Source organism: Roseivivax sp. THAF30 (assembly GCF_009363575.1).
Taxonomy (GTDB): Bacteria; Pseudomonadota; Alphaproteobacteria; order Rhodobacterales; family Rhodobacteraceae; genus Roseivivax; species Roseivivax halotolerans.
Window position 1 is genome coordinate 47,849 of sequence record NZ_CP045390.1, and the last position, 26,025, is coordinate 73,873.

General features: G+C 58.7%; 26 protein-coding genes and 3 pseudogenes. 8 read left to right on the forward strand and 21 right to left on the reverse strand.

Annotated features, from left to right (window positions below):
- Positions 1 to 135: 135 nt before the first annotated feature.
- From FIU91_RS18815 to FIU91_RS18880, 15 genes are read right to left on the reverse strand one after another with little or no spacing between them, the layout of a single operon-like run.
- Positions 136 to 1,215 carry a type IV secretion system protein gene (locus tag FIU91_RS18815; protein WP_152456160.1) on the reverse strand — a complete coding sequence of 360 codons (1,080 nt, stop codon included), beginning with the start codon at positions 1,213 to 1,215 and terminating at the stop codon, positions 136 to 138.
- A gap of 6 nt (positions 1,216 to 1,221) precedes the next feature.
- Positions 1,222 to 1,626 (reverse strand): hypothetical protein, encoded by a 405-nt coding sequence (locus FIU91_RS18820; RefSeq protein WP_152463807.1) that lies wholly within the window; start codon positions 1,624 to 1,626, stop codon positions 1,222 to 1,224.
- Complete coding sequence (locus FIU91_RS18825) at positions 1,623 to 1,811, reverse strand: hypothetical protein (protein WP_152456164.1); 189 nt, start codon at positions 1,809 to 1,811, stop codon at positions 1,623 to 1,625. The genes FIU91_RS18820 and FIU91_RS18825 overlap by 4 nt, the downstream gene beginning before the upstream one ends.
- Entirely contained in the window at positions 1,808 to 2,794 is a 987-nt protein-coding gene (locus tag FIU91_RS18830; protein ID WP_152456166.1) for an ATPase, T2SS/T4P/T4SS family, read from the reverse strand. The genes FIU91_RS18825 and FIU91_RS18830 overlap by 4 nt, the downstream gene beginning before the upstream one ends.
- Before the next feature lie 4 nt (positions 2,795 to 2,798).
- Positions 2,799 to 4,178 (reverse strand): TrbI/VirB10 family protein, encoded by a 1,380-nt coding sequence (locus FIU91_RS18835; protein ID WP_152463808.1) that lies wholly within the window; start codon positions 4,176 to 4,178, stop codon positions 2,799 to 2,801.
- Positions 4,175 to 4,870: a TrbG/VirB9 family P-type conjugative transfer protein gene (locus tag FIU91_RS18840; RefSeq protein WP_152456170.1), complete on the reverse strand. Its 696-nt coding sequence runs from the start codon at positions 4,868 to 4,870 to the stop codon at positions 4,175 to 4,177. The genes FIU91_RS18835 and FIU91_RS18840 overlap by 4 nt, the downstream gene beginning before the upstream one ends.
- 1 nt (position 4,871) lies before the next feature.
- Positions 4,872 to 5,525 (reverse strand): virB8 family protein, encoded by a 654-nt coding sequence (locus FIU91_RS18845; RefSeq protein ID WP_152456172.1) that lies wholly within the window; start codon positions 5,523 to 5,525, stop codon positions 4,872 to 4,874.
- A 16-nt stretch (positions 5,526 to 5,541) separates the two neighbouring features.
- Positions 5,542 to 6,351, reverse strand: a complete 810-nt coding sequence (locus FIU91_RS18850; RefSeq protein ID WP_152456174.1) for a type IV secretion system protein — start codon at positions 6,349 to 6,351, stop codon at positions 5,542 to 5,544.
- Positions 6,351 to 7,439 (reverse strand): lytic transglycosylase domain-containing protein, encoded by a 1,089-nt coding sequence (locus FIU91_RS18855; RefSeq protein ID WP_152463811.1) that lies wholly within the window; start codon positions 7,437 to 7,439, stop codon positions 6,351 to 6,353. The genes FIU91_RS18850 and FIU91_RS18855 overlap by 1 nt, the downstream gene beginning before the upstream one ends.
- Positions 7,440 to 7,494: 55 nt before the next feature.
- Complete coding sequence (locus FIU91_RS19530) at positions 7,495 to 7,662, reverse strand: hypothetical protein (RefSeq protein WP_172975068.1); 168 nt, start codon at positions 7,660 to 7,662, stop codon at positions 7,495 to 7,497.
- On the reverse strand, positions 7,659 to 10,034 hold the full coding sequence (locus FIU91_RS18860) for a type IV secretion system DNA-binding domain-containing protein (RefSeq protein ID WP_152456176.1): 2,376 nt from the start codon (positions 10,032 to 10,034) through the stop codon (positions 7,659 to 7,661). Before FIU91_RS18860 ends, FIU91_RS19530 begins: the two co-directional genes overlap by 4 nt.
- Positions 10,024 to 10,302, reverse strand: a complete 279-nt coding sequence (locus FIU91_RS18865; protein ID WP_012187324.1) for a type IV secretion system protein VirB3 — start codon at positions 10,300 to 10,302, stop codon at positions 10,024 to 10,026. Before FIU91_RS18865 ends, FIU91_RS18860 begins: the two co-directional genes overlap by 11 nt.
- Positions 10,295 to 10,588, reverse strand: coding sequence for a TrbC/VirB2 family protein (locus FIU91_RS18870; RefSeq protein WP_035252599.1), 294 nt, complete (start codon positions 10,586 to 10,588; stop codon positions 10,295 to 10,297). Before FIU91_RS18870 ends, FIU91_RS18865 begins: the two co-directional genes overlap by 8 nt.
- Positions 10,585 to 11,205, reverse strand: coding sequence for a lytic transglycosylase domain-containing protein (locus FIU91_RS18875; RefSeq protein ID WP_152456178.1), 621 nt, complete (start codon positions 11,203 to 11,205; stop codon positions 10,585 to 10,587). The genes FIU91_RS18870 and FIU91_RS18875 overlap by 4 nt, the downstream gene beginning before the upstream one ends.
- Before the next feature lie 43 nt (positions 11,206 to 11,248).
- Complete coding sequence (locus FIU91_RS18880) at positions 11,249 to 11,602, reverse strand: hypothetical protein (RefSeq protein ID WP_152456180.1); 354 nt, start codon at positions 11,600 to 11,602, stop codon at positions 11,249 to 11,251.
- Between the two features lie 211 nt (positions 11,603 to 11,813).
- On the opposite strand from FIU91_RS18880, the gene FIU91_RS18885 reads away from it, so the two are divergent.
- The 3 genes from FIU91_RS18885 to FIU91_RS18895 all read left to right on the forward strand — a co-directional run bounded on the left by FIU91_RS18885 (position 11,814) and on the right by FIU91_RS18895 (position 12,842).
- On the forward strand, positions 11,814 to 12,065 hold the full coding sequence (locus FIU91_RS18885) for a hypothetical protein (RefSeq protein ID WP_152456182.1): 252 nt from the start codon (positions 11,814 to 11,816) through the stop codon (positions 12,063 to 12,065).
- Positions 12,066 to 12,189: 124 nt separating this feature from the next.
- The gene (locus tag FIU91_RS18890; RefSeq protein ID WP_152456184.1) at positions 12,190 to 12,447 is read left to right on the forward strand and encodes a helix-turn-helix transcriptional regulator; all 258 of its coding nucleotides are present in this window, start codon (positions 12,190 to 12,192) and stop codon (positions 12,445 to 12,447) included.
- A 167-nt stretch (positions 12,448 to 12,614) separates the two neighbouring features.
- Positions 12,615 to 12,842, forward strand: a complete 228-nt coding sequence (locus tag FIU91_RS18895) for a hypothetical protein (RefSeq protein WP_152456186.1) — start codon at positions 12,615 to 12,617, stop codon at positions 12,840 to 12,842.
- A gap of 153 nt (positions 12,843 to 12,995) precedes the next feature.
- On the opposite strand, the gene FIU91_RS18900 is transcribed toward FIU91_RS18895, so the two are convergent.
- The gene (locus FIU91_RS18900) at positions 12,996 to 13,868 is read right to left on the reverse strand and encodes a LysR family transcriptional regulator (RefSeq protein WP_152456188.1); all 873 of its coding nucleotides are present in this window, start codon (positions 13,866 to 13,868) and stop codon (positions 12,996 to 12,998) included.
- A 160-nt stretch (positions 13,869 to 14,028) separates the two neighbouring features.
- Here FIU91_RS18900 and FIU91_RS18905 point away from each other — a divergent pair, with 160 nt between their 5' ends.
- Both FIU91_RS18905 and FIU91_RS18910 read left to right on the forward strand, forming a co-directional pair.
- A complete protein-coding gene (locus FIU91_RS18905) occupies positions 14,029 to 14,748 on the forward strand; it encodes a putative quinol monooxygenase (protein ID WP_152456190.1) in 720 nt (239 codons plus the stop codon).
- Between the two features lie 348 nt (positions 14,749 to 15,096).
- Entirely contained in the window at positions 15,097 to 15,858 is a 762-nt protein-coding gene (locus FIU91_RS18910) for a class I SAM-dependent methyltransferase (RefSeq protein WP_172975069.1), read from the forward strand.
- A 183-nt stretch (positions 15,859 to 16,041) separates the two neighbouring features.
- Here FIU91_RS18910 and FIU91_RS18915 read toward each other — a convergent pair whose 3' ends face one another.
- Complete coding sequence (locus tag FIU91_RS18915; protein WP_172975070.1) at positions 16,042 to 16,737, reverse strand: hypothetical protein; 696 nt, start codon at positions 16,735 to 16,737, stop codon at positions 16,042 to 16,044.
- Between the two features lie 434 nt (positions 16,738 to 17,171).
- Between FIU91_RS18915 and FIU91_RS18925 the strand changes: the two are divergent.
- Positions 17,172 to 17,381: pseudogene (locus FIU91_RS18925) on the forward strand (IS3 family transposase); the annotation flags it as partial.
- A 56-nt stretch (positions 17,382 to 17,437) separates the two neighbouring features.
- Here FIU91_RS18925 and FIU91_RS18930 read toward each other — a convergent pair.
- A protein-coding gene (locus tag FIU91_RS18930) for an IS3 family transposase (RefSeq protein ID WP_152456194.1) occupies positions 17,438 to 18,627 on the reverse strand; the annotation gives its coding sequence in 2 pieces (ribosomal slippage) (positions 17,438 to 18,375 and positions 18,375 to 18,627; 1,191 coding nt in all).
- Positions 18,628 to 18,902: 275 nt separating this feature from the next.
- On the reverse strand, positions 18,903 to 22,595 hold the full coding sequence (locus tag FIU91_RS18935) for an OmpA family protein (RefSeq protein ID WP_172975071.1): 3,693 nt from the start codon (positions 22,593 to 22,595) through the stop codon (positions 18,903 to 18,905).
- Between the two features lie 473 nt (positions 22,596 to 23,068).
- On the opposite strand from FIU91_RS18935, the pseudogene FIU91_RS18940 reads away from it, so the two are divergent.
- Positions 23,069 to 24,160, forward strand: a pseudogene (locus FIU91_RS18940) (tyrosine-type recombinase/integrase).
- A 60-nt stretch (positions 24,161 to 24,220) separates the two neighbouring features.
- Positions 24,221 to 25,116, forward strand: a pseudogene (locus FIU91_RS18945) (recombinase family protein).
- Here FIU91_RS18945 and FIU91_RS18950 read toward each other — a convergent pair.
- The gene (locus FIU91_RS18950) at positions 25,100 to 25,495 is read right to left on the reverse strand and encodes a PIN domain-containing protein (protein WP_152456198.1); all 396 of its coding nucleotides are present in this window, start codon (positions 25,493 to 25,495) and stop codon (positions 25,100 to 25,102) included. The pseudogene FIU91_RS18945 and the gene FIU91_RS18950 overlap by 17 nt on opposite strands.
- Entirely contained in the window at positions 25,485 to 25,712 is a 228-nt protein-coding gene (locus tag FIU91_RS18955) for an AbrB/MazE/SpoVT family DNA-binding domain-containing protein (RefSeq protein WP_009815510.1), read from the reverse strand. The genes FIU91_RS18950 and FIU91_RS18955 overlap by 11 nt, the downstream gene beginning before the upstream one ends.
- Positions 25,713 to 26,025 lie beyond the last annotated feature (313 nt).

A 26,025-nucleotide genomic window follows, 5' to 3' on the forward strand; every position in this document is an offset into this window, starting at 1 on the left:
CGATTCTGGAATAATCGGGACAAAAATGGTTGTTTTTGGCAGCCGTCCTTACGTCGCCCAGGATCAATCGCTTAGCTTGGACAGAAACCCCCGGCAAAACCTTTGCAGTTTTGGCAGGTTTTTGTCGCCGCCACCTTACCGCCGACCGAGCCGACTCAGCCTCGAAAGCTGCGCCAGCATCCGAGCGCCCGTACCGGTCCCGTCGCCGGGAGGAGCAGCGGTTGGTCCGCCCGCAGTATTGGGTCGTGTTGGCAACGCTTGAACACCAAAGAATTGTCGCGCGCGCAGAGCTGCGTATTCCGCGCCAGTCGCACCTCCGATGGCGTACCGGTTGTAGACTTGTTGGCTGCCTGCAAGACCTCGGGCAAAAGCATAGCTGCCGCCGAATCCAGCTGAGAGTGCTGGCATCATGATGTTTCCAGAAATCGCTCGAACCAGGAATGGCGTAGCTATGATGAATCCCTTTGCCATCAGCACCATCATGAAGAACGGAATGAGCGCGCCGATGTTGGAGGCGCCTTCCGGGTCGCCCAGTTCAGCAAGAAGCGCACGCGAGACACCCGTGATCGTTGCGAACACACCGGCAACAACGATGGGGTACATCGCAAAGGAAATCAGCGCCGAAAGCCAGCGCGCGAAATAATCCTTGGTCACTTCAAAGAGGGTCAGGAAGATCATGATAGGTGCAATGCCGATCAGCAGAGCGATCATGAGCCTGGACGCAACGACGATGAACGCCGCCAAGCCACCGAGGATCGAGAGCAGCAAGACCCCAAGGGTGTCCAACAGGGCACCGACCATCCAGTTCAGTTCAGATCCCGCGGCATTCAGATAGTCTCCGAGCGCTGCAATCAGGTCGTCGAACTCCTCGGCGAAGGTGCCCGATGGGCCCGGTGATCCGCCACCGACAGAGGCCACAAGCGATCCGGCAATGCTGTCGATCCCATTCAGGATCGCCGCAGCAAGGATGTTGAACTGTACCCAGTTGGTTGCAAATGCGCCTATCAGTCCGATTTTCACAGCGAGCCAGAAGGCCGTGCGCCCGTCCATGGCGCGATACTGGTAGATCGTGTTGATGAAAACGAGAATGACAACGAGCGTGGTGCCGAGTACGAGCATCGTTCCGACTGTTGCGGCGACCGCGCCAAACTGCGTCTCAGCAGCGGTATTGAGATAGCCTTCAGCCGTTTCCACGAAGTAGGTGACGACACTCATGGAGCTCTACCAGTTTCCGACGGCTTCGCAGATTGGCATGGCTTCGCGCCGAAGCTCATTTGCCTGCCGTCGGTATTCTGACGTTGCTTCCACGATTTCCCAGTATTCAGATGTGGCGAAATTCTCGAAGTAGACGCCTTCAGCTGCCTCCCAAGGCGGATACCGAGTGGGACATTCACAGCTTTGGGCTTCAACGATGCGTTGCATGCTCTGCGCGCGATAGATTTGTTGAGTCAGAAGCCGTTTGTGGGACTCGCGTACTTCGAGTTCTTGCATCCACTGTGGCTCTGGAGACTGATCGGGACAGACATCTGGCTGGTTATCGAGCGTTGGGATCAGGCTCCGTTCAGCGATGCCAGCGGTTGCGCCGAAAACGACGATCAGGCCTGCCGTCACAACGACCCGAATCATTCTGAAGCCACCTTCGTCGCCAGAGATTCTCGCTTCAAGAACGTGGTATAGCCGTGGTCACCGACTTCAGCTGTAATGACTTCCCACCCCTCCGCGCCGCGCTCATTCAAGGCGCTTCTCATCGCGTCGTAGTCTTTTTGCTTCTTCACCTGGAAAAACAGGATGTCATATTCAAAGGTCTTCATTGGGAAGCTCCGATCTGGCCCATGCCGGGGAGGTAGAATTCGGTGATGCCGCGCTTGCCGTCGTGGCGACCGGCCTGGATGATCACGTCGATGGAGCTCTCGATGTACAGGATCATGTCAGCATAGGTCATCGGGATCTCGGTCTTGAGCGCGGCGATAGCCAGACGCTGCACGGCAAGTTGCGGGGTTTCGGCGTGCAGCGTGGTCATCGACCCGCCATGGCCGGTGTTGATCGCTTCGAGGAAGGTCATGGCCTCCTTGCCGCGCACCTCGCCGAGGATGATCCGGTCGGGGCGCATGCGAAGTGTCGCGGTGAGCAACACATCGGCGGTCTGGAATTCCGCGTCGCGATTAGCGATGAGGGTCACGGCATTGGGCTGGGTCGGCAGAAGCTCGGCGGCTTCCTCGATGGTGACGATGCGTTCCTCGGATGGCACGTGAGAGAGGATCTTGCGCGCGGCGACGGTCTTGCCGGTGGAGGTGCCGCCAGAGACGATCATGTTGAGCTTGTTCTCGACGCAAAAGGCCAGCGCATCATCGATCACGCCTGCGGCTACGACCTCGCGCAGTTCGCGTGTTTTCTCGAGGCGGAGTTCCTCGAGCTTGCGTTCCTTGCCATAGAGGAAATCAAGTGCGATCCCGTCGAGCGGCAGGCTAGAAAAGAACCGCAGGCTGATCGACATGGCCGAGAGCACGGCAGGCGGTGTGATGACCTGCGCCCGGATCGGTCGCTCCTTGTAAGCGATGGAGACCGAGACGATCGGGCGGTCCTTGCTCATGGTGGTATTGGCGGAAGAGGCGATCTGGTTGCCGAGGTCTTTGACTTCCGTTGCGGTCAATACCTGGTCCAGCTTCCGCATGAAGTGATCGCCCTGGAATTCTCCCCAGCAGCTGCCATCGGGATTGATGCAGATCTCGATGACATCGTCGCGTGAGGCGGCGTCGATCCGATCAAGCGAGGTCTTGAGATAGCTCAGCGACATGGGCTCAGAATATCTCCAGATCGCGGTCGACCATCACCGTGACGCGCGCGCCCTGATCGACATAAATGACCGGACCGATGGAGAGATAATCGCCAATCACGCTGTCCGTGGCATCGGCGAGATCATCGCCCACGTCTTCGAGCACGTCCGCAGTGGTCTCGTCCTGTACATTTGCAGCGGCCGCACTTGGCGCGGCGGAGATCAGCGAAATCAACGCCGCAGAGCCGAAGCGCTCATCAAACCGGGTGTCGACGAAGCCGGTCACGCCGGAGCGGCCAAGTTCATCGCCCCCAAAGGAGCTGATCTGGATGGTTTGATTGTCAGGCAGGATCATCCGATCCCAGGCGATGGTGACCCGGCGCTCCGCGATATCGACGCCAGAGCGATAGCGTCCGATGAGACGGGAGCCGCGCGGGATCAGAAGGCGGGAGCCATCGAAACTGAACACATCTTCGGAAACAACGGCACGGGTTTGGCCAGGGAGGGAGCTGTCGAGGGCGGTTTCCATGACGGCCTGGATCATCGTGCCCTGGATGATGGTGTTCGACGAGTTGGCGATGACCTCAGCTTGCGTCACCGACGTTGGCAGCGCGCCGTTCAGCACGAAATCCGTCACTTCCCCAAAAGTCCGCTCGGTCAGCGCCGTCTCATTCGCACCGGAGGTGCTACCAAAGGCTATGGTGGGCGAAGTGATGCGGCGTTCCTGAAACGCGCGTTCCTCAGCCGCGCGGCGTTCAAGTTCCGCCAGCCGCCGTGCCTCTTCCTCGCGGCGCAGCCGCTCTTCTTCCCGCGCGCGCAATTCGTCCTCGGTGGGGCCGATTGGTGCCGGAAGGGGCCGGTTGGCCTCGAGTTGGGCCAGTTCCAGATCCATGCGGAGTTGCTCCAATTCCCGATCACGTGCGGTGAGCTCATCGTGAAACTGCTGCTGCGCGGCTTCTGACGCGGCCTGCAAGGCCGCGATTTGGGCGGTCAGCGCATCGATGGCTTCGGCGGCAGCCGTGTCTTCTTCGACGACGGGTTCAGGCGCGTTGCGCAACTCCTCGATCTGGGCCTGGAGGGCGGCGAGCTGGGCCAGAAGCTCGGCATTCGGTTCTGTCGGTTCAGGTGCGACCAAAACGACTTCGGGCTCCGGTTGGGGAAGGGTTTCGATGGCGCCAAAGCCGTCGCCCTCGTTCTGGAACACGTCCGGAGTGGCCGTGGGCAGGGCCTCCTCTTCCTTCGGTTGGGATAGGAGATAGAGCAATGCACCGCCGGCACCGATCACGAGGACGACGACCAAAGCGAGCAGCGGCGAGCGCCGTGGGGCAGGGGGCGAACTTGCGCCTTTGCCTTGCTCGAGGGCGGCGAGGCGTTTCTCGAGGTCCGCGTTTCCGGTGTCGCTCATGATCCCACCCCCGCAGCCGGTGTGGCCTCGATGCAGACCACCTCGTCCCCGATCCGTAAGACCCATTGCCTGCTCACCCCGGAGACCCGGATCACGCCGTCCTCGGTGGCCTGCGTGTTGACCGTCCGCTCGCGACCATTCGTGTAGCGAAAGATCGCGGGCACCGGCGCGTTCCGCGGGAATGCGAAAGACGTGAAGGTCCCGTCATCCCAGACGCGGGTCGGGGTAAACTCGGTGCGCGCGCTGGCCCCGTAATTGTAATTCGGGGCCTGGGCCGCGATGGCACGTGTGGGCCGTGCATTGTCGTCCGGATAGCGGAACTGCACTACGTAGAAGGTCGGGCTGCGGGTTTCCTGGACGTTGAAGTAGTAGCTGCGGCGGTTGGTATAGACCGTCACATTGGTATGGACTCCGCGCGCGACGGGCTTGATCGCGAAGGCCTGGCCGCCCGGAACGCCGTCGATCTCAAACCCCTCCGTGTCGCCTGCGATGATCGAGCGGATGCTTTCGCCCTCGCCGAACTCGATCGTGGTCACATGGGTGAGCGAGACATTGAGCCGGTAGACTTGGCCCTCTTGATAGGTGGCCAAGCGCACGCGATTGTCGTTGAGGCCGCCGCGCGGGATGGCTTCGGCGAAGGCGAGGCCGGGCAGCAGCAAAAGCACAATTGTTACGAGGGCCTTCTTAAGCAAACTAGTTCTCCAATCTGTCGGAGCGGATGGAATATTCGAAGACCGTGAAGCCGAAGGGGTTCGTCCAGACCTCGTCGATGGAGCGTCGGGTCTCGGGGCGGAACTCGAAGAGAAGAGTGGCGGTGAAGAGGCCTGTCTGAACGCCATTGATTGACGTCAGGCGCTTGCGCAGGCGCACGGTGGCGCGGTTGTTGCCGATGCGATTGATGCTGAGGATTTCCACATCAAGCCGGGCGTTCGGGCCATAGACCGTGGGTGGGTAGTTCTCGTTGGCGCTGTTCCAGATCTGGCGCAATCCGCTCTCGGCAGCACCGTCCGAGCGGCGCAGTACGCTGCGGATACGCAGATCGTTGTCGAGCTGGTTGTAGACCTCGCGGTCGGTCACGTAGCGGAAGACTTCCGCTTCGATGATCGCCTGGTTGGCTGTTACAGACGTCGCGCCCACCGAGGCCTCGGGGAGCGCAAAGCCTGTGGCGGGATCATAGGGCACGACTACTGGCGGCGGATCGACATCGAGGATCGCGACGGCTGCAGCACTCAGGCAACCGATGATGCCGAAGACGAGACCCGTCAGGCCAAGGCGCTGCCAGAGCCGTTCCCGGCGCAGCGCGCCATAGACCAGTTCTTCCTCGATGATCTCTTGTTCACTCGCCACGCGCCACACCCCGCACTCACTCAACCCGCAGGTCCGGCAAGGTGAAATCCATGAAGCGCTGCTCTTCGGCGATGGTGGCCGCGTCGATCACGCCGCCGGTGCCGTCACCCACGGTTTGCACCGCTTCAAGCTGCCACATAGCGACAAGCGCGATCGCCAGTTCCGCCGTCACGCGCGTGTTGAGATCGATGCTTTCCTTGAGTTCGTCCATGTCATCGATCAGCCCCACGAGCCGGTCGACGCGTTCGAGCGACTGGCCCGCATCCTCATAGCTATTCTGGGCCGCCGCTGAGACGAGGGCACCGGTCGTGGCTTGGGTTGCCACTCGGTTCGCGCCCGGATTGCCGCTCGTGGCCATTTCCGAAAGCGTATCGTCGTCAAAGCCGAGATCGGCCAGCACCCGGTCCATCTGGGTTTCGATTTCGCCCGCGCCGGAGCCAGAGAGGCCCGAGAAGTCTCCGGTCTTGATGGCTTCAATGGTGGCGAGGATGTCTTCGAACTCCTGATCGAGCAGGCCGTTCAGCTCGTCCTCCATCTCGGTGCGGATGATCTCGGGAAGTTCGGCAAGGCGGGTGAGGGCTTCATAGGTCCGTTGCAGCTCCGCAAGTTGATCCGTGAGTGTCGCAAGCTGTTCGCGGAGCTGCGTCAGCTGCTCGTTTTGCAGGATCTCGTCTTCGATCATCTGCCGGAGCTGCTGAATGTTTTGTGTGATGTTCTGGGTATCGACGACCGGCACGCCTTGCGCTGCGGCAGGGGACAGGGTGCCGAGATGCAGACCGATCCCAAGCGTCGTGGCCAATACCGTCCTCACGAGTAAATCTCTCATCAGTCAATTTCCCTGATTGTGAATTCCATGAACGCGCCTTCGGCCATGCGGGCGCTGACCTGAGCCAGTTCCTCGGCGGAGAGGACGTGAGTGCGCGCAGCCTGAAGTCGAATACGCGCGGCGACGAGGCGCACGAGTTCGGCGCGGGCATAGGTGTTGAGCGCGACGCTTTCCTGCACGTCTTCCGTCGTGGAAATCCGTTCCACGATATCCGCGATGCGCAGGGCGGCCTGCCGGATCGCGGCGGGCGAGTTGTTGCCATAGAACGCCGCACCGTGCCCGGTGATCGAGAGGTTCGCATTGGCGAGAAGCGCCGGATCGATCGTGCCAAGCGCTTCGATCCCGCCGATGCGGCTCAGGTAGAGATTGTAGCGTTCGGGGATGACCTGGACGTAGTGCTGGGTTTCGGCGAAGGGAGGAACGCCGCCATACTCAAATACCCGGCCCGGCCCCGCGTTATAGGCCGCGAGCGCGTTGATGATATTGCCGTCGAAGGTCTTGAGCTGGGCCGCCAGGTACCGCGCGCCGCCATGCACCTGCAGATAGGGGCTGTCATAATATTCCGGGTTGATGCCGAGATCGCTGGCGGTGCCCGGCATAATCTGGGTGAGGCCGAAGGCCCCGACCGGCGAGCGGGCACCGATGGTGAACCGGCTTTCCTGCCAGATCAGCGCCTGCAAAAGGGCGCGCCATTGAACGGGGGAGAGGCCCGCGCGGCCAACGCCGGTAAAGCCGCTGGTCTCCTGGGAGACGCGGATGATGAGCTGCTCGATGTTTACCGCCGCATCCCCAAACATCTGCGCACCGCCGGGATTGGGATCGATCTCACCCGTGCCATAGACGGCCGCTACGGAGCGGTCCGGATCGCCGCTGCCGCTTTCCAGCCCCGAGACCATGGCTGGCAAGCCATGACCGCCAAAACTTGTCTGGGCATCGAGGATGCGCTGCAGGGTGGCCAATTGCTCGCGTTCGATCTCGGCGATGAGTTCGCGTACGGCGAGCTTGTCGGCCTGGACTGCGAGATCAGCCTCGCGGTCGCCGGTCTCGACGATATCGCGTGCGGTCAGCCCGCTGTCATTGGTCGGCACGCCTTGGGCGGCGCCAAGACCGGGCAGCAGGCAAAGGGCTAGGATATGAGGCAGGCTATACTTCAATTTCGCGCTCCGGCGCATCTAGAGGCGTAAAGGTGCAATCAGGCGCGACAGGTGCCGTGGACGCGAGGAATGTGAAGCAGTTCGCCTGCGGTTCCTGGTACTGGGTGCAGGAGGCCAAAGCGCCGAGCGCGGTGAGAAGAAACAGAATACGGATCATGAAAGCCTCCAAAAGTCCGGGCGGTCGCGGTAATCGGTACCGACGAGCGCTTCGCCTTTTTCCATGCCGCCAAGGATGGTGAGATTGGGTCCAAGCGCGCTCAGATCGGCATCGACGACGATCGAGCCCTGATCGTCGCGGATCAGCGCCAAGCGGCTGTTGCTGCCGGTGTTGAGAAGCACATCGAGTTCCTTCTCATAGAGGTTCAGCATCGCGTAATCGGCGGCATGGGCGCGGATGTTCGGAAGGAGGATTTGCGTTGGCACCGCCTCGACGATGGTCTTGCCCGTGCGCGTTCGTTCCAATTGGCTGGCGTATTGCGTCATCATCACCGCGACGGTGTTTTGTTTGCGCGCAGTCACCAGCCAGTTCGACAGCCGCTCGGCGAAATAGGCGTTGTCGAGCGCCTTCCAGGCCTCGTCGATCACGATGATGGTCGGGCGGCGGTCCTCGATCTCGCGCTCGACCCTACGGAAGAGATAGGAAAGAACGACCATGCGCTCTTTCTCGGCCTCGCTGTCGAGAATGCCGGTGAGATCGAAACCCACCACATCGCCTTCGAGCGAGAAGGTGTCTTCCAACGTCTGTCCGAATATCCAGCCGTAGCGGCCTTCTTCCGTCCATTCGAGCAGGCGCTGGTGAAGATCGCCGCCATCATCGGTGGACACAAAGAGCGATGCAAAATCCCGCCAGTTCCGCAGGGCCGGATTGGAGGCCTGCGCGTTCTGACGCACGACTTCTTGGATGCGGTTGGTCTGCGCAGGCGTCAGCGGCTTGTCGGTACGATAGAGCAGGGAGGCGAGCCAGTCCGAGAGCCAGGCGGTGCCGCGCGCATCGGTCTCGGTCCAGAGCGGGTTAAGGCCCGTGGGTTGGCCGGCTTTCAAAGACGCGTAGCGCCCGCCATTGGCGCGGACCGCCATCTCCATACCGAGGCGGTAGTCGAAGACGAAGATCCGCGCCCCCGCCCTGCGGGCTTGCGTCATGAGGAATGCGGAAAGCACCGATTTGCCCGAGCCGGGCCGCCCCATGATGAGCGTATGCCCACTGGTCGGTTCTTTGTCGGGCGAGCCTTGCTCGTGATAGGAAAACCGGTGGGCGCTCTGTTCGGGGGTCGGCAGATAGGTTATGACGCGGCCCCAAGGGGTTTTCTCAGGAGGCTTGCCAAGCTGGGTCCGATGAAACGCCGCGAAATCCGCGAAGTTGCGATTGGTGATGGCACTGGCGCGCACGCGCTTGGGCTGATTTCCGGGATGTTGGCTCAGGTAGTGCGCCTTGGCGGCAACCCGCTCGCCGATCATCTTCACGCCTTCGGCGGCGGCGGCATTCACGATCTCGGCGCTCAGCGTCTGCAATTCGTCCAGCGTATCGCAGAAAATCGTCACCACCATGTGGTGCTCGCCAAAGCTCTGGCGCTTGGCCTCCAGATCATCGGCGGCGATGTCGAGCGCTTCCATCAGCGACAGGGCCGCGTCCTGGGAGGCCTGCATCTGGCGCTTCTGCCGCTTGATCCGGCCCGCCATGAGGTTCGAATTGATCGGCGTGAAGGAATGCGTGACGATCATGTCGACGGGCAGGTTAAGCATGTCGAACATGGTGCAGGAGGTGGCTTCGGAATACTCGCCGATGGTGAAACTCTTGCCGTAGCGGTGGCCCACGACTCCTTCGGAGAGCTCGAAGTGATCTCCGTGAAACGTCACCCGGGTATTGGCGATGTTGAAGGACAGGAAGCCGTAGGTGTTTGCCGGATAGAGCGGCAGTTCCGTTCCCGTGTTGAGCGCCCCCAGAAACCCGATCAACTCGCCGCTTTTGGCGGTTAGCACGCGCGGATTCAGCTCCGTCAGGCCTGACAGGAACACACTCACGGCCTCGCCCAGACGGCGCAGGCGCTTCTCGGTTGCTTCCTTGAGGCGATCCGGCGCGCTGCGGTTCAGGAACGGCAGGACGCTTTTCGGAGGCGGGCGATGGATCACCGTAAGGGTCAGGGTCTTGTCGCGCAGGCCGCTGGTTTCGAGTTTCGCGCGCCAGAGACGGTCAACTTCTCCAGCGAAACTGTCCTCACGCACGGGTTCGAGGTCCGGCGTGATCGCCTTGGAGACCTTGTGGACGTAGTAACTGAACTCCGGCCCCAGCTGCGCGATGATCCGGGCGAAGAGCGCCGTCACCTTGTCGAGATAGGCATCGTCGGTCGTATAGCTGTTGATCCCTTCGAGCCGGATACACTGGAAAAGCTCGTTCACGCGCGTGCGCACGGTGCGGTCATCGACCAGGTTGACGTAAGGCAGCATATGCGCGAGGCGGGTTTCGCGGGCATACCAGTCCGGCGTCATCGTGCGGAGGTCGAGCGCCGCATCACGGGCTTCATCACGGGGCATAGCTGTCCCCGCCGTGGATGGAGCGGTTGCGCGTCGGCGGTGTCTCCTGCAGGGCCGTCATCATCACATCTATGAAGCGCGGATCCCAATCCGCAGCCTTCCAGAGGACCGGGTAGAGCAGGGCCGCCACACCCAGCACCGCGATGTGCTGGACCCAGACGAAGAGAAGCACTGAGCCGAAGAGCCAGACCATCGCGTACATGATCGGCAGGCCCAGAAGCTTGGGCGGGCGCACGAGGCCGAGGAAGAGAGGCGCGCGCTCAGCCACCGGCAAAGACCGCGGCAACGATCGTGGGGGCGGCGGCAACACCGGCGATGCCGACAAGCACCCACAGTGCCTGGCGGAGGTCTATGATGTTGAAGAACCAGCTCAGGAAAACGCCCAGAACGGCGAGCGTCGCGATGACAACGCCAAGCGGGCCGGTCAGCGCATCGACAATGCCCTGCAACAAGCTCTGGATCGGGGAGAGGTCGATGCTTTGCGCAAGCGCAGGCTCTGCGACGAGCAGGAAGAGCGCGAGCGACGCAATAAACAGGTTAGATATGTGTTTCATGAATTTGATCCTTCCAATCGGGCCACGACGGCCATGACGCGGGCCACGTGGGTCTGGGTTTCTCTGTAGGGGGGAATGCCGCCGTACTGGCGGACCGCATCCGGTCCGGCGTTGTAGGCAGCCAGCGCCAGACGCGGATCGCCAAACGTCTCCAGCATCATCGCGAGGTAGCGGGCGGATCCATCGAGGTTCTGAAGCGGGTCACGCGGGTCGACACCGAGGTCGCGCGCCGTCTCTGGCATCAACTGCCCGAGACCGATGGCACCTGCACTCGAGACGGCATCCAGACGATAGGCGCTCTCGATCTCGATATTAGCACGGTAGAGGGTCAGCCAATCACGAACCGAGAGATCCGCACGGCGCAGCCCGGGATGCCCGGCGTAGCGTAGCGCAGTGGTCTCGATGGCCGAGAGAACATCGGCGCGGGGCAGGGGCGCAGGCCGCGACAGGGCCGCAAAACGCAACCCGTCAGGTTCAATAGCTGATTCATCTTCACCGAATATCGCCAGCTCATCAGCAGCCGACCCCTGACCGATGCCGTCATTGTAATTGCGGGCAAAGCTATTCTGGGAGCGCGACGGGGTCAGAGAGCCATCGCTCTCCATGACCAGCACCATCTGAGCAGAGGCGGGACCCGTCAGGAACCAGATAAGGAGAAGGCTACTTGCTGCCGTCCTTGTCGGTTGCAGCCAGCTTGTGCGTTGTTCGTTGGCCTTCCTCGAGCGGCACATCGGCATGGGAGAAACCGATCCCAATAAGGAAGGACACCACGCCCGTGATGGTTTTGAACTCGCGGATTTTGATGTCGTTATAGGTCGTGCGGGTACGGGCCGTGACCAGCAGTTTCTCCACGCCTTCGTCAGAGACGACGCGCATGATCCAGATCCCATAGTAGCTGGGGCCCTTCTTGTGTGCCGACTCCTGGCACAAGATTTCAGCGCTATAGCCGCTTTCCACGAGTTCGCGGAAACGTGCTTCCGTAACCACATTTGGTGCTTCGATGTCCCAGTTCATGGCCCGGCTCACGCTTTCTTCAAACGCGCAACACCCGGGCATTCCCACTTGAAGCCCAGCGTTACGATAGTATATTTTCAACCGCAAGATGTAATATCGTGCTTTGGCTGTAGTTAAGTCACGCAAACACTAGTCACGGCCAGTGTCCGCGATCAAGGAGATAACAGGTTTGAGAAACCCTAGGTTGACATGCCTGCTCCCATTGCAAGCTATGGCCCTTCTGATCTGCATCCCCGGGCCGGTTTTGGCGGAATCCTGCTTCGCGCCATCCCGTCCTTTCTTGCCAAGCGATTCGCAGGCGGCGCGGGAGTATGCGGACATCATCCGTGGCGATTTCGAAGATTACATCCAAGATATTCAGAGCTACTTCCGTTGCCTCGACAGCGAACGCGCCCGCGCGTTCGAGGAAGCGCGGGAAGTCAGCAAGGAGTATGGCCGGTTCATGCAATTAGTAGGGGATTGATGGGCAACCTCGGGAGCATCAGACTTGTAGCCCATGGAAACCAGACGCCGATAACACACTCAGATATCCACTTTTTAGATAACAGATTTCATCCGCTAGCGACGTCACAAAAGGTATGTGACGCGTGGCGAAAACAATCAGAAGCAAAGGGCAAAAGGCCTTGTGCCAGGCGTTGGTCGACGCTCGATCCAACGCGGGACTGGGGCAAGACGAATTGGCCGATCGGCTCAACTGTCATCAGTCTCTGGTGGCCCGCATCGAAAGTGGCCAGCGCCGGGTCGATGTCGTCGAACTGGTCGTCCTTGCCCGCGCCGTCGGCTTTGATCCTTTCGAGGTTTTGGCGATCGTTGAAGCTGCCACGGAGCCCGACCACAGAATTTGACTTATGCGTAGTTACGCGACGATCCATTTCGGACGTCTAAAAATGAAGTGAACTCTTTCAGAGAATTAAAGCGAATAATTTCAATGAAGTGTGGCGTGCGATGATTGCAGACGCTCAAACCTACCTAGCGGTAGGCGCATCGCCAAATAGTAGGAAGTCATTGGACAATGGACGACGAAAAAGGCGAAGGCATCGCGATCGCTCATCTGATCGGGACGGATGGGTACAGCATTGTCGGTTGGGTGTATCGCTGGACGACAGGCGCGCATGCGGTGATGTGGGACGTCCACGGGCCCCAGCCGGTGTCGGGAATCCGGCCGGATCTGACTGCGAAACAAAGGCAGGAAATCGACTTCGATGCGCTCATGCGGATCGGAATAGCCGACGGCGGTTGAGGGCAGCGATCATGTGTTTCATAGGTCGGCGGTGCAGGTTCTTGAGCTGGCAATACTTGCATAGCTGACCTTGGTTGAGATCGCGGCGAAGGTCTCGAAAGAGCCCGGAGTCACTAATGCTGCGCGATGGGCAAATGTCGGTTACCGACCTCACTACGTCGGCGTGCGCGCCATCTCACGGATCAGATCATTTATCTCTGGTCTCGTCGTTTGGTGCCGATATCGAAGGGCAAAAACAGTTCTTGTTATTTCAAGGCCATCGATGGGTTTCGACACCAGGCCCATGTCCGAAGGAATAGCGGTGGCTGGCAGGATCACCGCACCTGACCCTTGTCGAGCAAGCTCAACTAACCAATCCACGCGATTTGACCGATAGGCCGCGTAGAGTTCGTGACCCTGATCCGTGCATATCCCATGCAAAGCATCCCGCATTTCACAGTTTAGTCGGTCAAGCATGTCAGTTTTAGCAAGTGTCGAAAGAGAAATTGCATTTAGTTCAGATAAAGGATGCGACTTTGCCACCACGACCTTGTAGTCGTCTTCATAGAGATGGTCTATACGATAGAGGTCTTCGCTGACCTTCTCCGCTGTGACAACAACGTCAAATTTACCATCGCGCAACCCGGCAAGAAGCGCGGAAGATGACTCGACGATCAGTTCGATTTCAGCTTGCGGCAATCGCGTGCGCATACGCTCCACAGCTGCCGAAATCCTGTTGTGTCCGATCGTTTCACCGATACCGACAGAGATTGGAACCCGCTCGAGGCGTATATGACGGACCGCCTCGGCCTTCGCCTGCCGCGTCTCATCATGAACCCTCTGTAATCTTGGTTGCATGAGTTTTCCGAGGGCCGTAAGCCTGCATCCAGCACGGTCCCTGACAAACAGGTCACCTCCAAGCTCGTCTTCAAGCCTCTTGATCGCCGTCGTCAAGGACGGTTGGGCGACATTTGAGGCACCGGCAGCATGGGTGAAGTTTCGGTGCTCGCAGACAGCGAGAAAATACCTGATCTGGTTCATTTCCATCGCCGCACCCTCCGCCACATCTCAGTTCTGATCATCAAAGCAATTTCGATAGCTCCTGTCTATCGAAGAATAGGATTTTGGAATTGGAGTCCGATGCACCCGGCATGGGACAAGTGGGCATCGAGACCGAACTGGATGCACTTCAAATCAGGAGACGACCATGAAAACTCAGATCGTTCAGACATGCGCCGCACTGGCATTGCTCACAACTTCCGCAACTGCACAGGACAATCCAATGGAAAATCATACTGCCAGCTACATCGCCATGCCCGCCGCCGAAGGCCAGACCGGAGCCTTCGCGGAATTTCTGGCTGGTGCCGCACCTATCGTGGGAGAAACAGAGCCGGGCACGGTCCTTTGGTTTGCTCTGCAAGCCGACGATACGCTCGCAATCTTTGACATCTTCGAAGATGGAGAAGCACGCGACGCTCACTTCTCGGGAGCAGTTGCTGCGGCTTTGAAGCAAAACGCCGACACGCTGGTCGACGGAGGATGGGACGACGGTGTTGTCGCGAATATCAACAACTCCGATGTCTTGTCGGTAAAGGCGCCGGTTGATCTCTATACAGCAACGACCGCAACCTACATCAAGCTTGAGGCCGCGCCAGGCAAAGGCCCCGAACTGGCAGCTCTGCTGACCGCCGCCGGCCCTATTGTCGCAGATACCGAACCCAAGACCTTGTTCTGGGCGGCATTGCAAATTGACGAGAACAATTTCGCCATCTTTGACATCTTTGCCGACAACTCTGGCCGCGAAGCGCACTTTGCCGGACAAGTCGCCGGACTCCTGAATGAAAAAGCTTCCGAACTGGTCTCGGGCGGATGGGACGACGGTGTGGTGGCAAACATCCACAATTTCGACATCCTCGCTACCAAGTAATCTTGTGACTTGAGAAAGAAGTGCCCGGTGCAATCCATCGGGCGCTTTGCTGTTTAAATTAAGATCCACGCCAAAGCGGCCGTTCGAGTAACCGCAGCGAACTGGCGCTTTGTCCGCGCTGAGCCGTCGCTCGTACAACCAGCGGCGAAGGTCGGGACTGCGCCCAAAGTACATTATGCTGCACATTGAACGAATGCCTGCCAAAACAGGCGAATAAATTGCTCGAACCATGACGCATCTTCATGCGTGTTCCACGGCAAAAGTTCCGACTATGAACAATTGTGTGCGCAATCAAAGCACGATCATGAGAACCTAAGGCCCCTGACACTCTCAACTAGAGGTTCAACTGTGGCGAAACTCGACTACAGCCTAGCAAGCCAAATCTATGACCAAAGCAGAGTTCTTGGCACCGAAGCACTCGATAGTTGGAGAACAGCGGTCATACCTTTTGATCCGGGCGGAGGTGGTCAAATCGCCGACATAGGTTCCGGCACTGGCGTATTTTCGGGATCATTGGCTGAATGGTTTCAGGCAAATGTCATGGCGGTGGAGCCTAACGCCGCCATGCGCAAAGTAGCAGAAGCGACACGACCGAATGCTCGTGTTCAGTTTGTAAATGGTGATGCAAGCCGAATTCCAGCACGTGACCACTCGTTTAAAATCGCTTGGCTATCGACGGTTATTCATCACATTCCAAGTCTCTCGGATGCTGGGCATGAATTGTCCCGTGTTCTGAACGCGCGAGGAAGAGTGTTGGTGAGATCGGCATTTCCGGAGCGCTCCGCAGGCATCCATCTGTTTCAGTTCTTTCCGGAAGCGTCTCAGCAGCTTCAAACCTTTCCAACTATTGAGAGTCTGGCAAACGAATGGGCTTCACATTTTGCTTTGGCTCACGTTGAAGACGTGCCTCAAGTTACGGCGCAAAGCCTCGTCGAATTTAGGAGTAGATTTAGCGGTGACCGACGTAAGAGTGATACGACCCTATCTGTGTTGACCGAGGGACAATATAAAAGAGGTATAGAAAGGATCGATTCAGAAATTGTTAAACGTGAAGACCTTAGCGAGAAAGTCGTAGATTTTATCACCTTGGCGGTATTTGAGAGAAAATGATCGTAAGTGACGGCCCCGGCATTTGGCTGAAACCGTACTTCGGCCATTGGTGTAGTCGCAGCCAACGCCCGCTTCGTCCGCGCTCTCCCGACCTTGCCGCTGACTGCAGCGAACGGCAGGTATCTGAGTGACTTAGTAGGTTCAAGTTTTTGCAGTTCCATAGCACCGCCGCCTTTGTCAGCGCTAGTAATTCACCTGTTCGAAGCCGTAGTTGCCCTCATAGTCGCGCCAATCGACGAAGACAGATCGGTGGTAGATACCCGGGCAATTCTGGCCCCAACGTTCAAGTCCTACATGAGCATCGGGCAGGGCAGTTATGGAAGATCGTTGCCAAGAGAAATCGCCTTGGATCCCGTAAGTGCCGAGGACCATGGTCGCGCTGCGATTGCAGTCACCGTCACGACCGGATTCATGCTGCCGCGCATAGCGCACATCAAAGACGCGGATGGATCGTACGAAGTTGAATTCAGGGCCGCTGATATCGATGTCCGCGCGATCTTGAACGAGCTGGAGGGTCCAGTCGGCTGGAACGAGATCGTAGACTGGTGAGGATTGGAGCGGCCGACGGTTGTCGGGCCGGTACAAAACTTCAATGATGTGCCCAGCGTTGTTTGATGGCCAATCGCTCTCAAAGGAGGCACCCATGGGACAGCGCCAGATTTGCAGCGGCGGTTCCACCGGCCAGGGCGTAATCCGCCTGATGAATTCGGCGCGAGCTCGGGCGCACGGGACGGATGCAGGCCAGCCGCCAGACAGACACAAGAGGATCGCGCAATCGACCGGGTATGTCTGCGCGCGGGCGGGTGCCGGCAGCGAAAGACCCGTCACGGTCAAAGCGACTGCGACAGAGGGAAGGAGCTCCCTGAATAGATCGTACATGTTGCGGAACCTCCTTACGAGGACTCCAGCATACATACGAAAGTATAATATTACAACACTAAGTATAAATTCGCAGAATAGTGATTATGTTAAAATGAACGTTATTGATCGGTGCGCATTATTAACTTGGCCAAGGCGCTATTCACAGGACAGCTCAGGCTTGTGCAGCTGCGACTGTCGCTGACGCCGCATTCACTCGCTGTTGCAGCTGGATCGTCGCTGCATTGCGGCATGTGTCGCGAGGACGTTCATTGAAAATTGCTTTTATTACTGAAATCCGTACGGCACTTCGCCCGCTCGTGCGCTAGAAGTTGCGGTGTCAGCTGGGTGGAAAAAAGGTCCGCTCTTTGCTAGCTTGAGTGTAGTCATGCAAAACCCATCGGCAGCTGCTGCGCCTAACCCCATTGTCGCGGCGATTGCCCATAAATACGCTTGAAATCGCGAATGAACTAAGACGGGCTGAAATTGACCACATCCACCGCCGCGGCCCTTGGCGCAGTTTCGAGGCCGTCGAATACGCGACGCTCGAATGGGTCGACTGGTTCAATACCCGCCGCCTGCTCCAGCCCATCGGGAACATCCCGCCCGCCGAAGCCGAAGAAGAATACTACGCAGCTCTGGAAGCCGATGCCGTCGCCGCGTAACTAACGAAAATCAGCCTCCGGCAGACCCGGCGCGGTTCTGACCTGCCACTGAACTTTCATCCAGCCGCGACCGGAGCCCGGTTTGTGTTTACGCCGATAGGCGCAGGTTGAGCAATCGCCCGACGCGCGGAGCTTTCATCTCGCGCAGCGGGGCGGGCGATTGCGGTGGTCAGGGTCCGCGCGTAGTCGGCCGGGGTTTGGTAATCCAAGGCGGAATGCGGGCGCTCGGTGTTGTAGTCAGTCGCCCAAGCCGTGATCACGACACGCGCGTGGGCGAGGTTCCGGAACATTGTCTCGTTGAGCAACTCGTCGCGCATGCGTCCATTGAAGCTCTCCACAAAGCCGTTTTGCATCGGCTTGCCCGGCGCGATGTAATGCCACTCGATCCGGTGCTTGGAGCACCAGCGAAGTATGGCGTTACTGGTCAGTTCGGTTCCGTTGTCGCTGACAATCATGCCGGGCTTTCCGCGGCGGTCGATCAGGGCCGTCAATTCACGCGCGACATGGCGCCCCGAGATCGATGTGTCCGGGATTGCAGCGAGGCATTCCCGTGTGACGTCATCGACGACGTTCAGCACCCGGAAACGCTGGCCGTTGGCGAACTGGTCGTGGACGAAATCCAGTGACCAGCGTGCATTGGCCTGTGCCGCCACCAGGATCGGGGCCCGTGTTCCGACCACCTTGCGCCGGGCCTTTCGCTTGCGCACCGTTAGCCCTTCCTCGCGGTAGAGCCGATAGATCCGGTTGATCCCCGAGCGCTCACCCTCGCGGCGCAGGAGCACGAACAGCCGCCGATAGCCAAACCGCCGACGCTCGTTGGCCAGCTCGCGAAGGCGGCCGCGCAGCACCGTATCCGGATCACGCCGCGCCTCGTAGCGGACCATCTTGCGATCCGCACCAGCAATCCGGCACGCCCGCCGTTCCGAAAGCCCAAGCATGGACCTCGGATGCGCGACCGCCTCGCGCTTCACGTCAGGCGTCACCACTTTTTTGAAACCAACTCCTTCATCGCCGCCAGATCCAGCATCTGCTCGGCCAGAAGCTTCTTGAGCTTGGCGTTCTCGTCCTCGAGCGCCTTCAGCCGCTTGGCCTCCGACACCGTCATGCCTTCGAACTTGGCCTTCCAGTTGTAGAAGGTGCCTTCGGACATCCCGTGCTTGCGGCACAGGTCCGCGCACTTCGCGCCTGCCTCGTGCTCGGCCATTATCCCGATGATCTGCTCGTCCGTGAATCTCGTTCGCTTCATTGTCCGTCCTCAGGTTGGGCCGGACTCTAATCGACGGTGGAAGAAAAATCCCGTGGCAGGTCAGTTCATGAACGGGCCGATCTCAGATCAGACCAGGTGCGGGAAGGCGCGACGAGGTCGCCGGTTACTGTCCAGCGAAAGATCGGCAACGATCTTCATAAGCGCACATTTTCCTGCTCAAGCTTTGACGCCGTTTCATGCGCCAGATGCCCGATAGCTGTCTGTTCTACCGTCGCTTCTGCCGGTAACGTCATCTAGTCACATGAATTCTAAGCTTAGAATTTAACTTCGAGGTTCCCTGTCACGCTCGGTCTCATTGTGTCAATTAAATCGATGCCAAAGTTTAAGCTGCCGACAGCTCCTAGCCGTCGCTCATAGAAGGCGCCCATGGAGCCTCTCCGGCCGATGCTGTCGACTTCCAAGTTGGCGTCAAAGCCCCAGGAGATGCCTCTCAGCGCGTCCGTGCGAAGCAGCTCAAGACCAGTTCGTATGCCACAGACAGCCTCCTGGTCATCACCAAATGCGGCATCACAATATAGGCCAGGGGTGAAGATCGTCGTTTGAGTATACCGTTGATCTTCCGACGACGATTCCAGGTTACCAAACGCGAAATCGAATTCTCCCAGGAAGCGGATCCCGCTTTGATCCTCGAGACTCAGTTCCGAACTCTCGCTATAGCCGGGAATTGAAGCGGTCACGTTTGCATCGAAGGCCGAGGCATACCGCAAATGCGCACCTAAGCGCGGCACCAGAGTGAAGCTTTCGTATTTCTGCTCGCCAGAAACAGACACCCCCCCGAACAAGGCCCAGTAGTCGTAACGTCCATCCGCGTCGATGTCCGTTGGCGCCGTATCTGCGAAAGTCAGATCATAGTTATGACGGCCGATGGAGCCTGCAGCATAATAGTCCAGGATCACTCTGCTTTGGTTGAGAGCTTTTGCTCCGTAGAGGCCACCAAATCCTCCGAATCCTGTGATGTCGCCGTCTGCGCGACCGGAAAGGACATTCGTCCTGCTACCGTAGAGGCCGAAGAAATAGCCCCTGAGATGCTCAGCGCTGACCAGGCGTTCGAATTGCCAGGTTGCGGAGAGTGCTGCCTGCGTGCCCAGATCATCCGTGTCGCTCAGGCTGAAATCACCGCGAATGATCCGGCGTTCGCCAGTGTAGCAATCGAAGGTTTCGCTGCCAAAAGTTCCGTTCGTTTTGAGACCGGCGGCACCGGCCTCCGCGGAGCCTGCAACGTCGAAAGGCGTAATCACTCCACAGGGCATGTTCTCCGCGATCTCTTGTGAACTACGCTGGATAACTCTGAACTCGACCCGGCGGTTCATCGCCATGCCCTCGGGGGTGCTGTTATCTGCGACCGGTAGGCTCTCACCATATCCGACCGCGACCAGCCGATCGACATTGACATTTCGCTGTCGCAAAGCCTCCAGCACAGCGTTCACACGACGCTGGCTGAGATCGAGATTGTAGTCGTTGCTGCCGCGGAAGTCCGTGTGCCCGCCGATTTCGATGCGGGCTCTTTCACAAGACCCCATGATGCGTGCCAGACGATCCAGAAGGGCCGCGCTTTCATCCCTGATCACAGCGCTCGCCGTGTCGAACAAGATGGGCTGTCTGCGCACCTCATCATTCAACGCGGCGACACAGCGGTCCGGCAACAGGGCCGCAAGACGGTCGCGTGCACCACCAGCGATATCTTCGAATAGCATCGACTGTTTGGTTGTGGTCTCCCGCAGGTCATCCTCAAGAATTTGCTCCAGCTCGTCCTTGATCTGGCCAACTAGATCGAGACCGATCATTGTCGCAACCTCATTAGAGGTCGAGCTTGCGTTTGCGCCTGCCGAGCTTTGGCCAAGTGCCTGTGCGACGTTTGTGACGGACCCGCTCAGAATATCCTCATAGGTGAGCGCATATGTGAATGTGAGCGTCACCGACTCGCCCGGCGCCAAAGCCGGGACAACGTCCGCACCCACACCCAATTCATCCGAAAGATTAACCGGGCTCAGAACCACGTTGCCGGTGTTCGTAACGACCAGTGTGTAGGTGAGGTTATCCCCGACATTCGGATTTGTAACTTGAGTGATGTCAACGCTGAGAGACGTTGAAAGCTCGGGCAAACTCAGAATCCGAAGGATCGTTGGATCGTTGTTGCTGTTCAGAGATCCGGAAACATCGCTGACAGCCGCCGCAGCGGTCGGTGTATCGCCCGACGCAATGGCCGTGTTATTCACGGATCCTGCATCTACGTCGGATTGAACGATCGTATAGGTCGCAGTCAGGGAGCTGTCTGTAGCACCTGGCGCCAATGGCCCGGCAATCGTACCAATGACCCCGCCGAGAAGCGGATCATCTACATCAATAGAACTCAGGGTCACGTTTCCTGTATTCGTCACATCGAATGTGTAGGTGATCACGTCACCGGCATCAGTCACACCAGATCCGTTCGTGTCGGCAACGGTCGCCTGCTTGACAAGGGCAATGCCAGGCGCATCCGGAAGCGGCGTAACAGTCGGGTCATCGGGGTTTCCGTCGCCATCGCTGTCACGATCCGATAGATCCGACGGATCGTCGGACAGGCTTGAGACAGCCACGCCATCCGGATCCTCTGCAGTGACCCGGGCCGTGTTCGTCACACTACCATTGTCGATATCATCCTGTGTCAGCGCGTAACTGGCCCGGAAGGTATTCGCATCCGAAGCCCCGGGAGCAAGATCGATCGGGCCTCCAATGATAGTAACAAGCGGGTCTCTGACGGTCACGCCGGTGAGCGTCACATTGCCCGTATTTGTCACGGTGAAGGTGTAGGTGATCAAGTCGCCAACACTGGCAACACCATCACCACCATCATCCAGCGTTGCGGTTTTTGAAAGCGTAATGCTCGGGAGTTGTTCGTAATCGCCGCTCACCGAGGCCGGGTTCGAGACGTTACCGTCATTGTCCGCGACCGTGTAGGTGATCGGCGTCGGGTCGGCGGTGAAGCCCGCCTCGGGGGTGAAGGTGATCTCGCCGGTGGTGGTATCCACCGACCAGGTGCCCTCGCCCGGGACGATCAGGTCGTCGCCCGCAGCCGCGGTGCCCGCGATCTGAACGGTGGCCGGATCGAGCGTGCCATCTGGGTCGCTGTCATTGTCCAGGACATCGGCCACGGCCGGTGTGTTGGTGGGCAGGCCCGTCACAGTGTCATCGACGGCGGTCGGGAGATAATCGTAACTGATCGAGATGTCTGCCGCTGCGGACGGTGCTCCATTCGTATCCGAAACGATGTACGGTGCAACGGTTGGATCGGATGCAAACCCAGCCTCGGGAGTAAAGGTGACGTCACCTGTGATAGGATTGACAGCCCAGACACCTTCATTTGGAACCGAGAGCGTCTTTCCATCCGCAGCAAGTATCGAGCCCGCAGGCGCTCCTGTTCCAGTAAGTATTACGGTTGTTGGATCGATTGGAAATTCATTTTCCACGTCGTTGGCTAGAACAGAGACAGTGACTATCGCATCAGCTGGGTTGTTGTTAGAAATATCATCTACGGCGGTAGGGGCGCTGATTGTTACAGGAACAGGAGAGGAGAAATCAAAGAATGCGCGAACATTTTGAGTCCCCTCAACATCGTCATAGTAAATGGTAAATGCATCCGTCGGAGTTGAGGGACTAAAGCTTGCTTGGCCGTCCGTCGGATTGTTCACGCCGTCTGGACCGGTGACAAATGTACCTACTCCGCCAGCAGAACTCAGCCGCGCAACTTGATTGGCATAAGCTGGAGGTGACGCAAAGCTGTTAACTTCCATCCCATTCAAGTTGGACCACGTGCCTGGAACGCTTGCCGAAAAAGCATCTCTGGACGCGCTGCCGTCGAAGTCGTCCATGTCCAGAAATCCGATTTGGCGAATAAAAAAGCCATTTGTTCGGAACTGCATCGCAACCGTTTGACCAGCAGCACAACCAACTCCACTGCCAGCGTTCACAGTGACTCTACCAGATGCATCTGAGCTGAAGCACGCCGCAGGAGATGGAGTGCCTGTAATTGTTATAGTATTGCCGTTCCCATCCGACATGATGACAGTGTCATCATTGGGGACCGAGCTCACCGTGAAGGACTGAGCCAATGCTACGGTCGCGAATGAAATCGTGAACAAGACGCTTTGGAAGAGTAGCCCCAGTGCCACCTTCATAAGCTTCCTCAAACCTGTAGAGATCATCTATGCCGCCTCAAATGCCGTGTGCGTCTTCTGAAGAGTTTTCTCGCCGTCTTAAGGCAACCTGAGATGACTTGAGAACGCACCATTTGGCAGCAGAATTTTTGTCATGCTCGTGTTGCATTTCTGCACACGCAAAGCGGCGGATTTCAGGCGCTGCAAGTCCTATGAAGTTCCCTTATCGGACGTGAAGAGATACGCTGCGACACAGTCTCAAAATCAGCAAATTTTCAGGGAAAGCGATGGACTCAAAGACCGACAAATCGACATCAGCGCCCTCCGGTGCGCTCGATGATGCGCGCGGCGACGAGAGAGCAAAAGGCAGGCAATAACATCGCCCTGCCCGCCCATGTCGCCGGGTCGGGCACGCTGGGTCGCCTTTTCGACACCGCGAGATTACGCCCAGGCTGCGGCTTCCGAGAACGCGATCAAGACCTTAACCAAGGACTGGGCTCACTTCGCACGCTGGTGCCGCATGAAAGGCGCGGAGCCACTGCCCCCGTCCCCAGAGATGACCGGACACTATCTCGCGGACCTGGCGGCCGGGTCGGGCCCCTCCCCTGCCCTCGCTGTCAGCACGATTGACCGCCGCCTCTCGGGTCTCGCCTGGACTTACGCGCAGCGGGGCCTCACTCTAGATCGCAAGAACCGCCACATCGCGACTGTCCTGGCTGGAATAATCCGGAGACACGCGCGCCCGCCGGTCCAGAAGACCGTAATTCTCGCCGAATACATCCTCGCGATGGTCGCCACCCTTCCTTTAGCTCTGCGCGGGCTGCGAGATCGGGCGTTCCTTTTGATTGGCTACGCTGGCGGCCTTCGTCGCTCAGAAATCGTGACCCTCGATGTGGGTAAGGACGACACGCCAGACAGTGACGGATGGGTCGAGATCCTGAAGAAGAGTGCTCTTCTCACCCTCAATGCAAATAGCGGTCGGCGCGAAGTCGAGATCGGCCGCAGCTCCAAGGAACAGGGCTGCCCAGTCCACGCCCTCCAGCGATGGCTGCACTTCGCCAGGATCGATTTCTGTCCGGTCTTCGTTGCCACCTCGCGGGACGGCAACAACGCACTCGAAACGCGGCTCAACGATAAACACTTCGCGTTTGATCAAACGCACCGTTCTGGACGGCGACATCCGGGCCGACCTGCCGGAGGCGAACCGTTTGGCGCTGTTTTCCGGTCACTCGCTGCGCGCCAGTCTCGCGAGTTCAGCCGAGGTCGACGAGCGCTGTGTCCAGAAACAGCTTGGCCACACTTCGGCCGAGATGACACGTCGCTACCAGCGCCTCCGAGATCGGTTCCGGGTGAACCTGACCAAATCCGCCCGCCTATAGCCTTCAGTCCGCAAGCGGTCGTTTAATAGCGGCATCCGAAATTGCAAACGGCCCATTTTCATGCCCCTGATAGGCTATGCGCGCGTCTCCACCGAGGATCAGACCTCCCTGCCCCAGTCTGATGCCCTGCAAACAGCGGGATGCGTCGAAATCCATGAAGAGCATGCCTCAGGCGGCAATCGCGCGCGTCCGGTGCTTGCCCGCGTGCTGGAGCGCGTGGACCACGGCGACACGCTGGTCGTCGTGCGGATTGATCGGCTTGCGCGGTCTTTGTCGCACCTTCTCGAGGTGATCGAACGTCTGGAGGCAAAGGGTGCTTTCTTCCGCTCGCTCCATGACCCAATCGATACTACCTCGCCTCAGGGCAAATTCACCTTGCAGGTCCTCGGTGCCGCGGCGGAGTTTGAACGCGCTCTGATCCGCGAGCGTACCAAGGCGGGTCTTGCCTCTGCGCGCGCCAAAGGTCGCGTTGGTGGCAATCCTGGGCTAAGCGCCAAGGATCCCGCCGCGCTGCGTAAGGTGCGGCTGACACGACAGGACGGCTACATGGAGCGCCTGAACGAGACCACGCAAGATTGGGTGCTCCCTGTGCGCCGCTTGCGCCCTGATATGGCTTGGGAAGACGTCTTGCGGATTATCAATGGCCCCTGCCCCATGATCGGCACTGGACGCAAAGCCGCTTGCTCCGCGCCGTAAAGGCATATGTGCGCGACGGGTTTCTGCCCGATGAAGTGCTTGGCCGCGCCGGACGCCGCGAAATCGACGATCGCCTGCCTGCCATCGTGGCGGCCATCAAAGGTTCGGACCCCGATATCACGCTACAGGCGATCTGCGACCGATTGGAATCCATGCATGAGCGGACTCCACGTGGACGTACAAGCTGGCAACCGTCCTCCGTCAGGATGCTGTTGGAACGGGCGGAGCGACTTGGGTTGCTGGTCAGGCAAATGGATTGACGACGCGCAGCCGATTTTCGACCAGCAATCCGTCGTGCATATCCTCAGTCCATAACGTCGTGCACCCAGCGATCAGCGCGGCAGACACGATCATCGCGTCATAGACCGATAACTGGTACTTCTCTGCCACCGCGCGACCCACTTGATAGGTTTGAATCGTGAGGTCCTCGACAGGGCATAAGGACTTAATACCCTCAAGAAACGCTCCGGTATCTTCCCAACTGAGACCAGCTTTCCGTAGGCAATTTACCGTCGCTTCGTTCAGGACTTGGACGCTGATCCGGGGTCCCTGCCCCAGAATTTCCTCTGCCCTCTCAGCCTTTGGACCATCGTCGAGCAGGTAGAGCACAACATTCGTATCTGCGAATTCAGCGCTCATGCGCGGCGTCGCGGCTTAGACGCGCGTCCTTGGGCAGTTTTCCGCGAAAACGCCTTAGCCCTTGTAGGACTTCATCAGCGCGAGGTTGGCGTCTCACAAGAATGGTTCCATCGTCCTTTACCAGGTCGACCTGATCGCCTTCCTTTAAGCCGAGTTCCCGCACAAGATCCGCGGGTAGCCGGACGGCAAGGGAGTTTCCCCATTTGGCAACTTGCATCTTGTCCTCTCAGACATGGATAAACATCCAAGAATGTATATCCAAAACTACCAAAAGGCAAGCTTTGGTGCGTTCAAAAGCCATTTTGGACACCTCCGAAAAGAGTTCTGCCCTGTCCCTTTTGTGAGATGCGGTGCGTTACACCATGCAGTAGGAAACCAAACAGCCTTGTGTTCGGTGAGGACTCGCCCACTAAATGTGGAAAAACCTTGCGCGAATCCGACTCTTGCGCCAATAGTCACGGAAGCGAGGCAAAAAACGTCAATTTCCGTGAACACGCCAAAGACGCGATGTCTCGGAAGCGAGAGGGCAG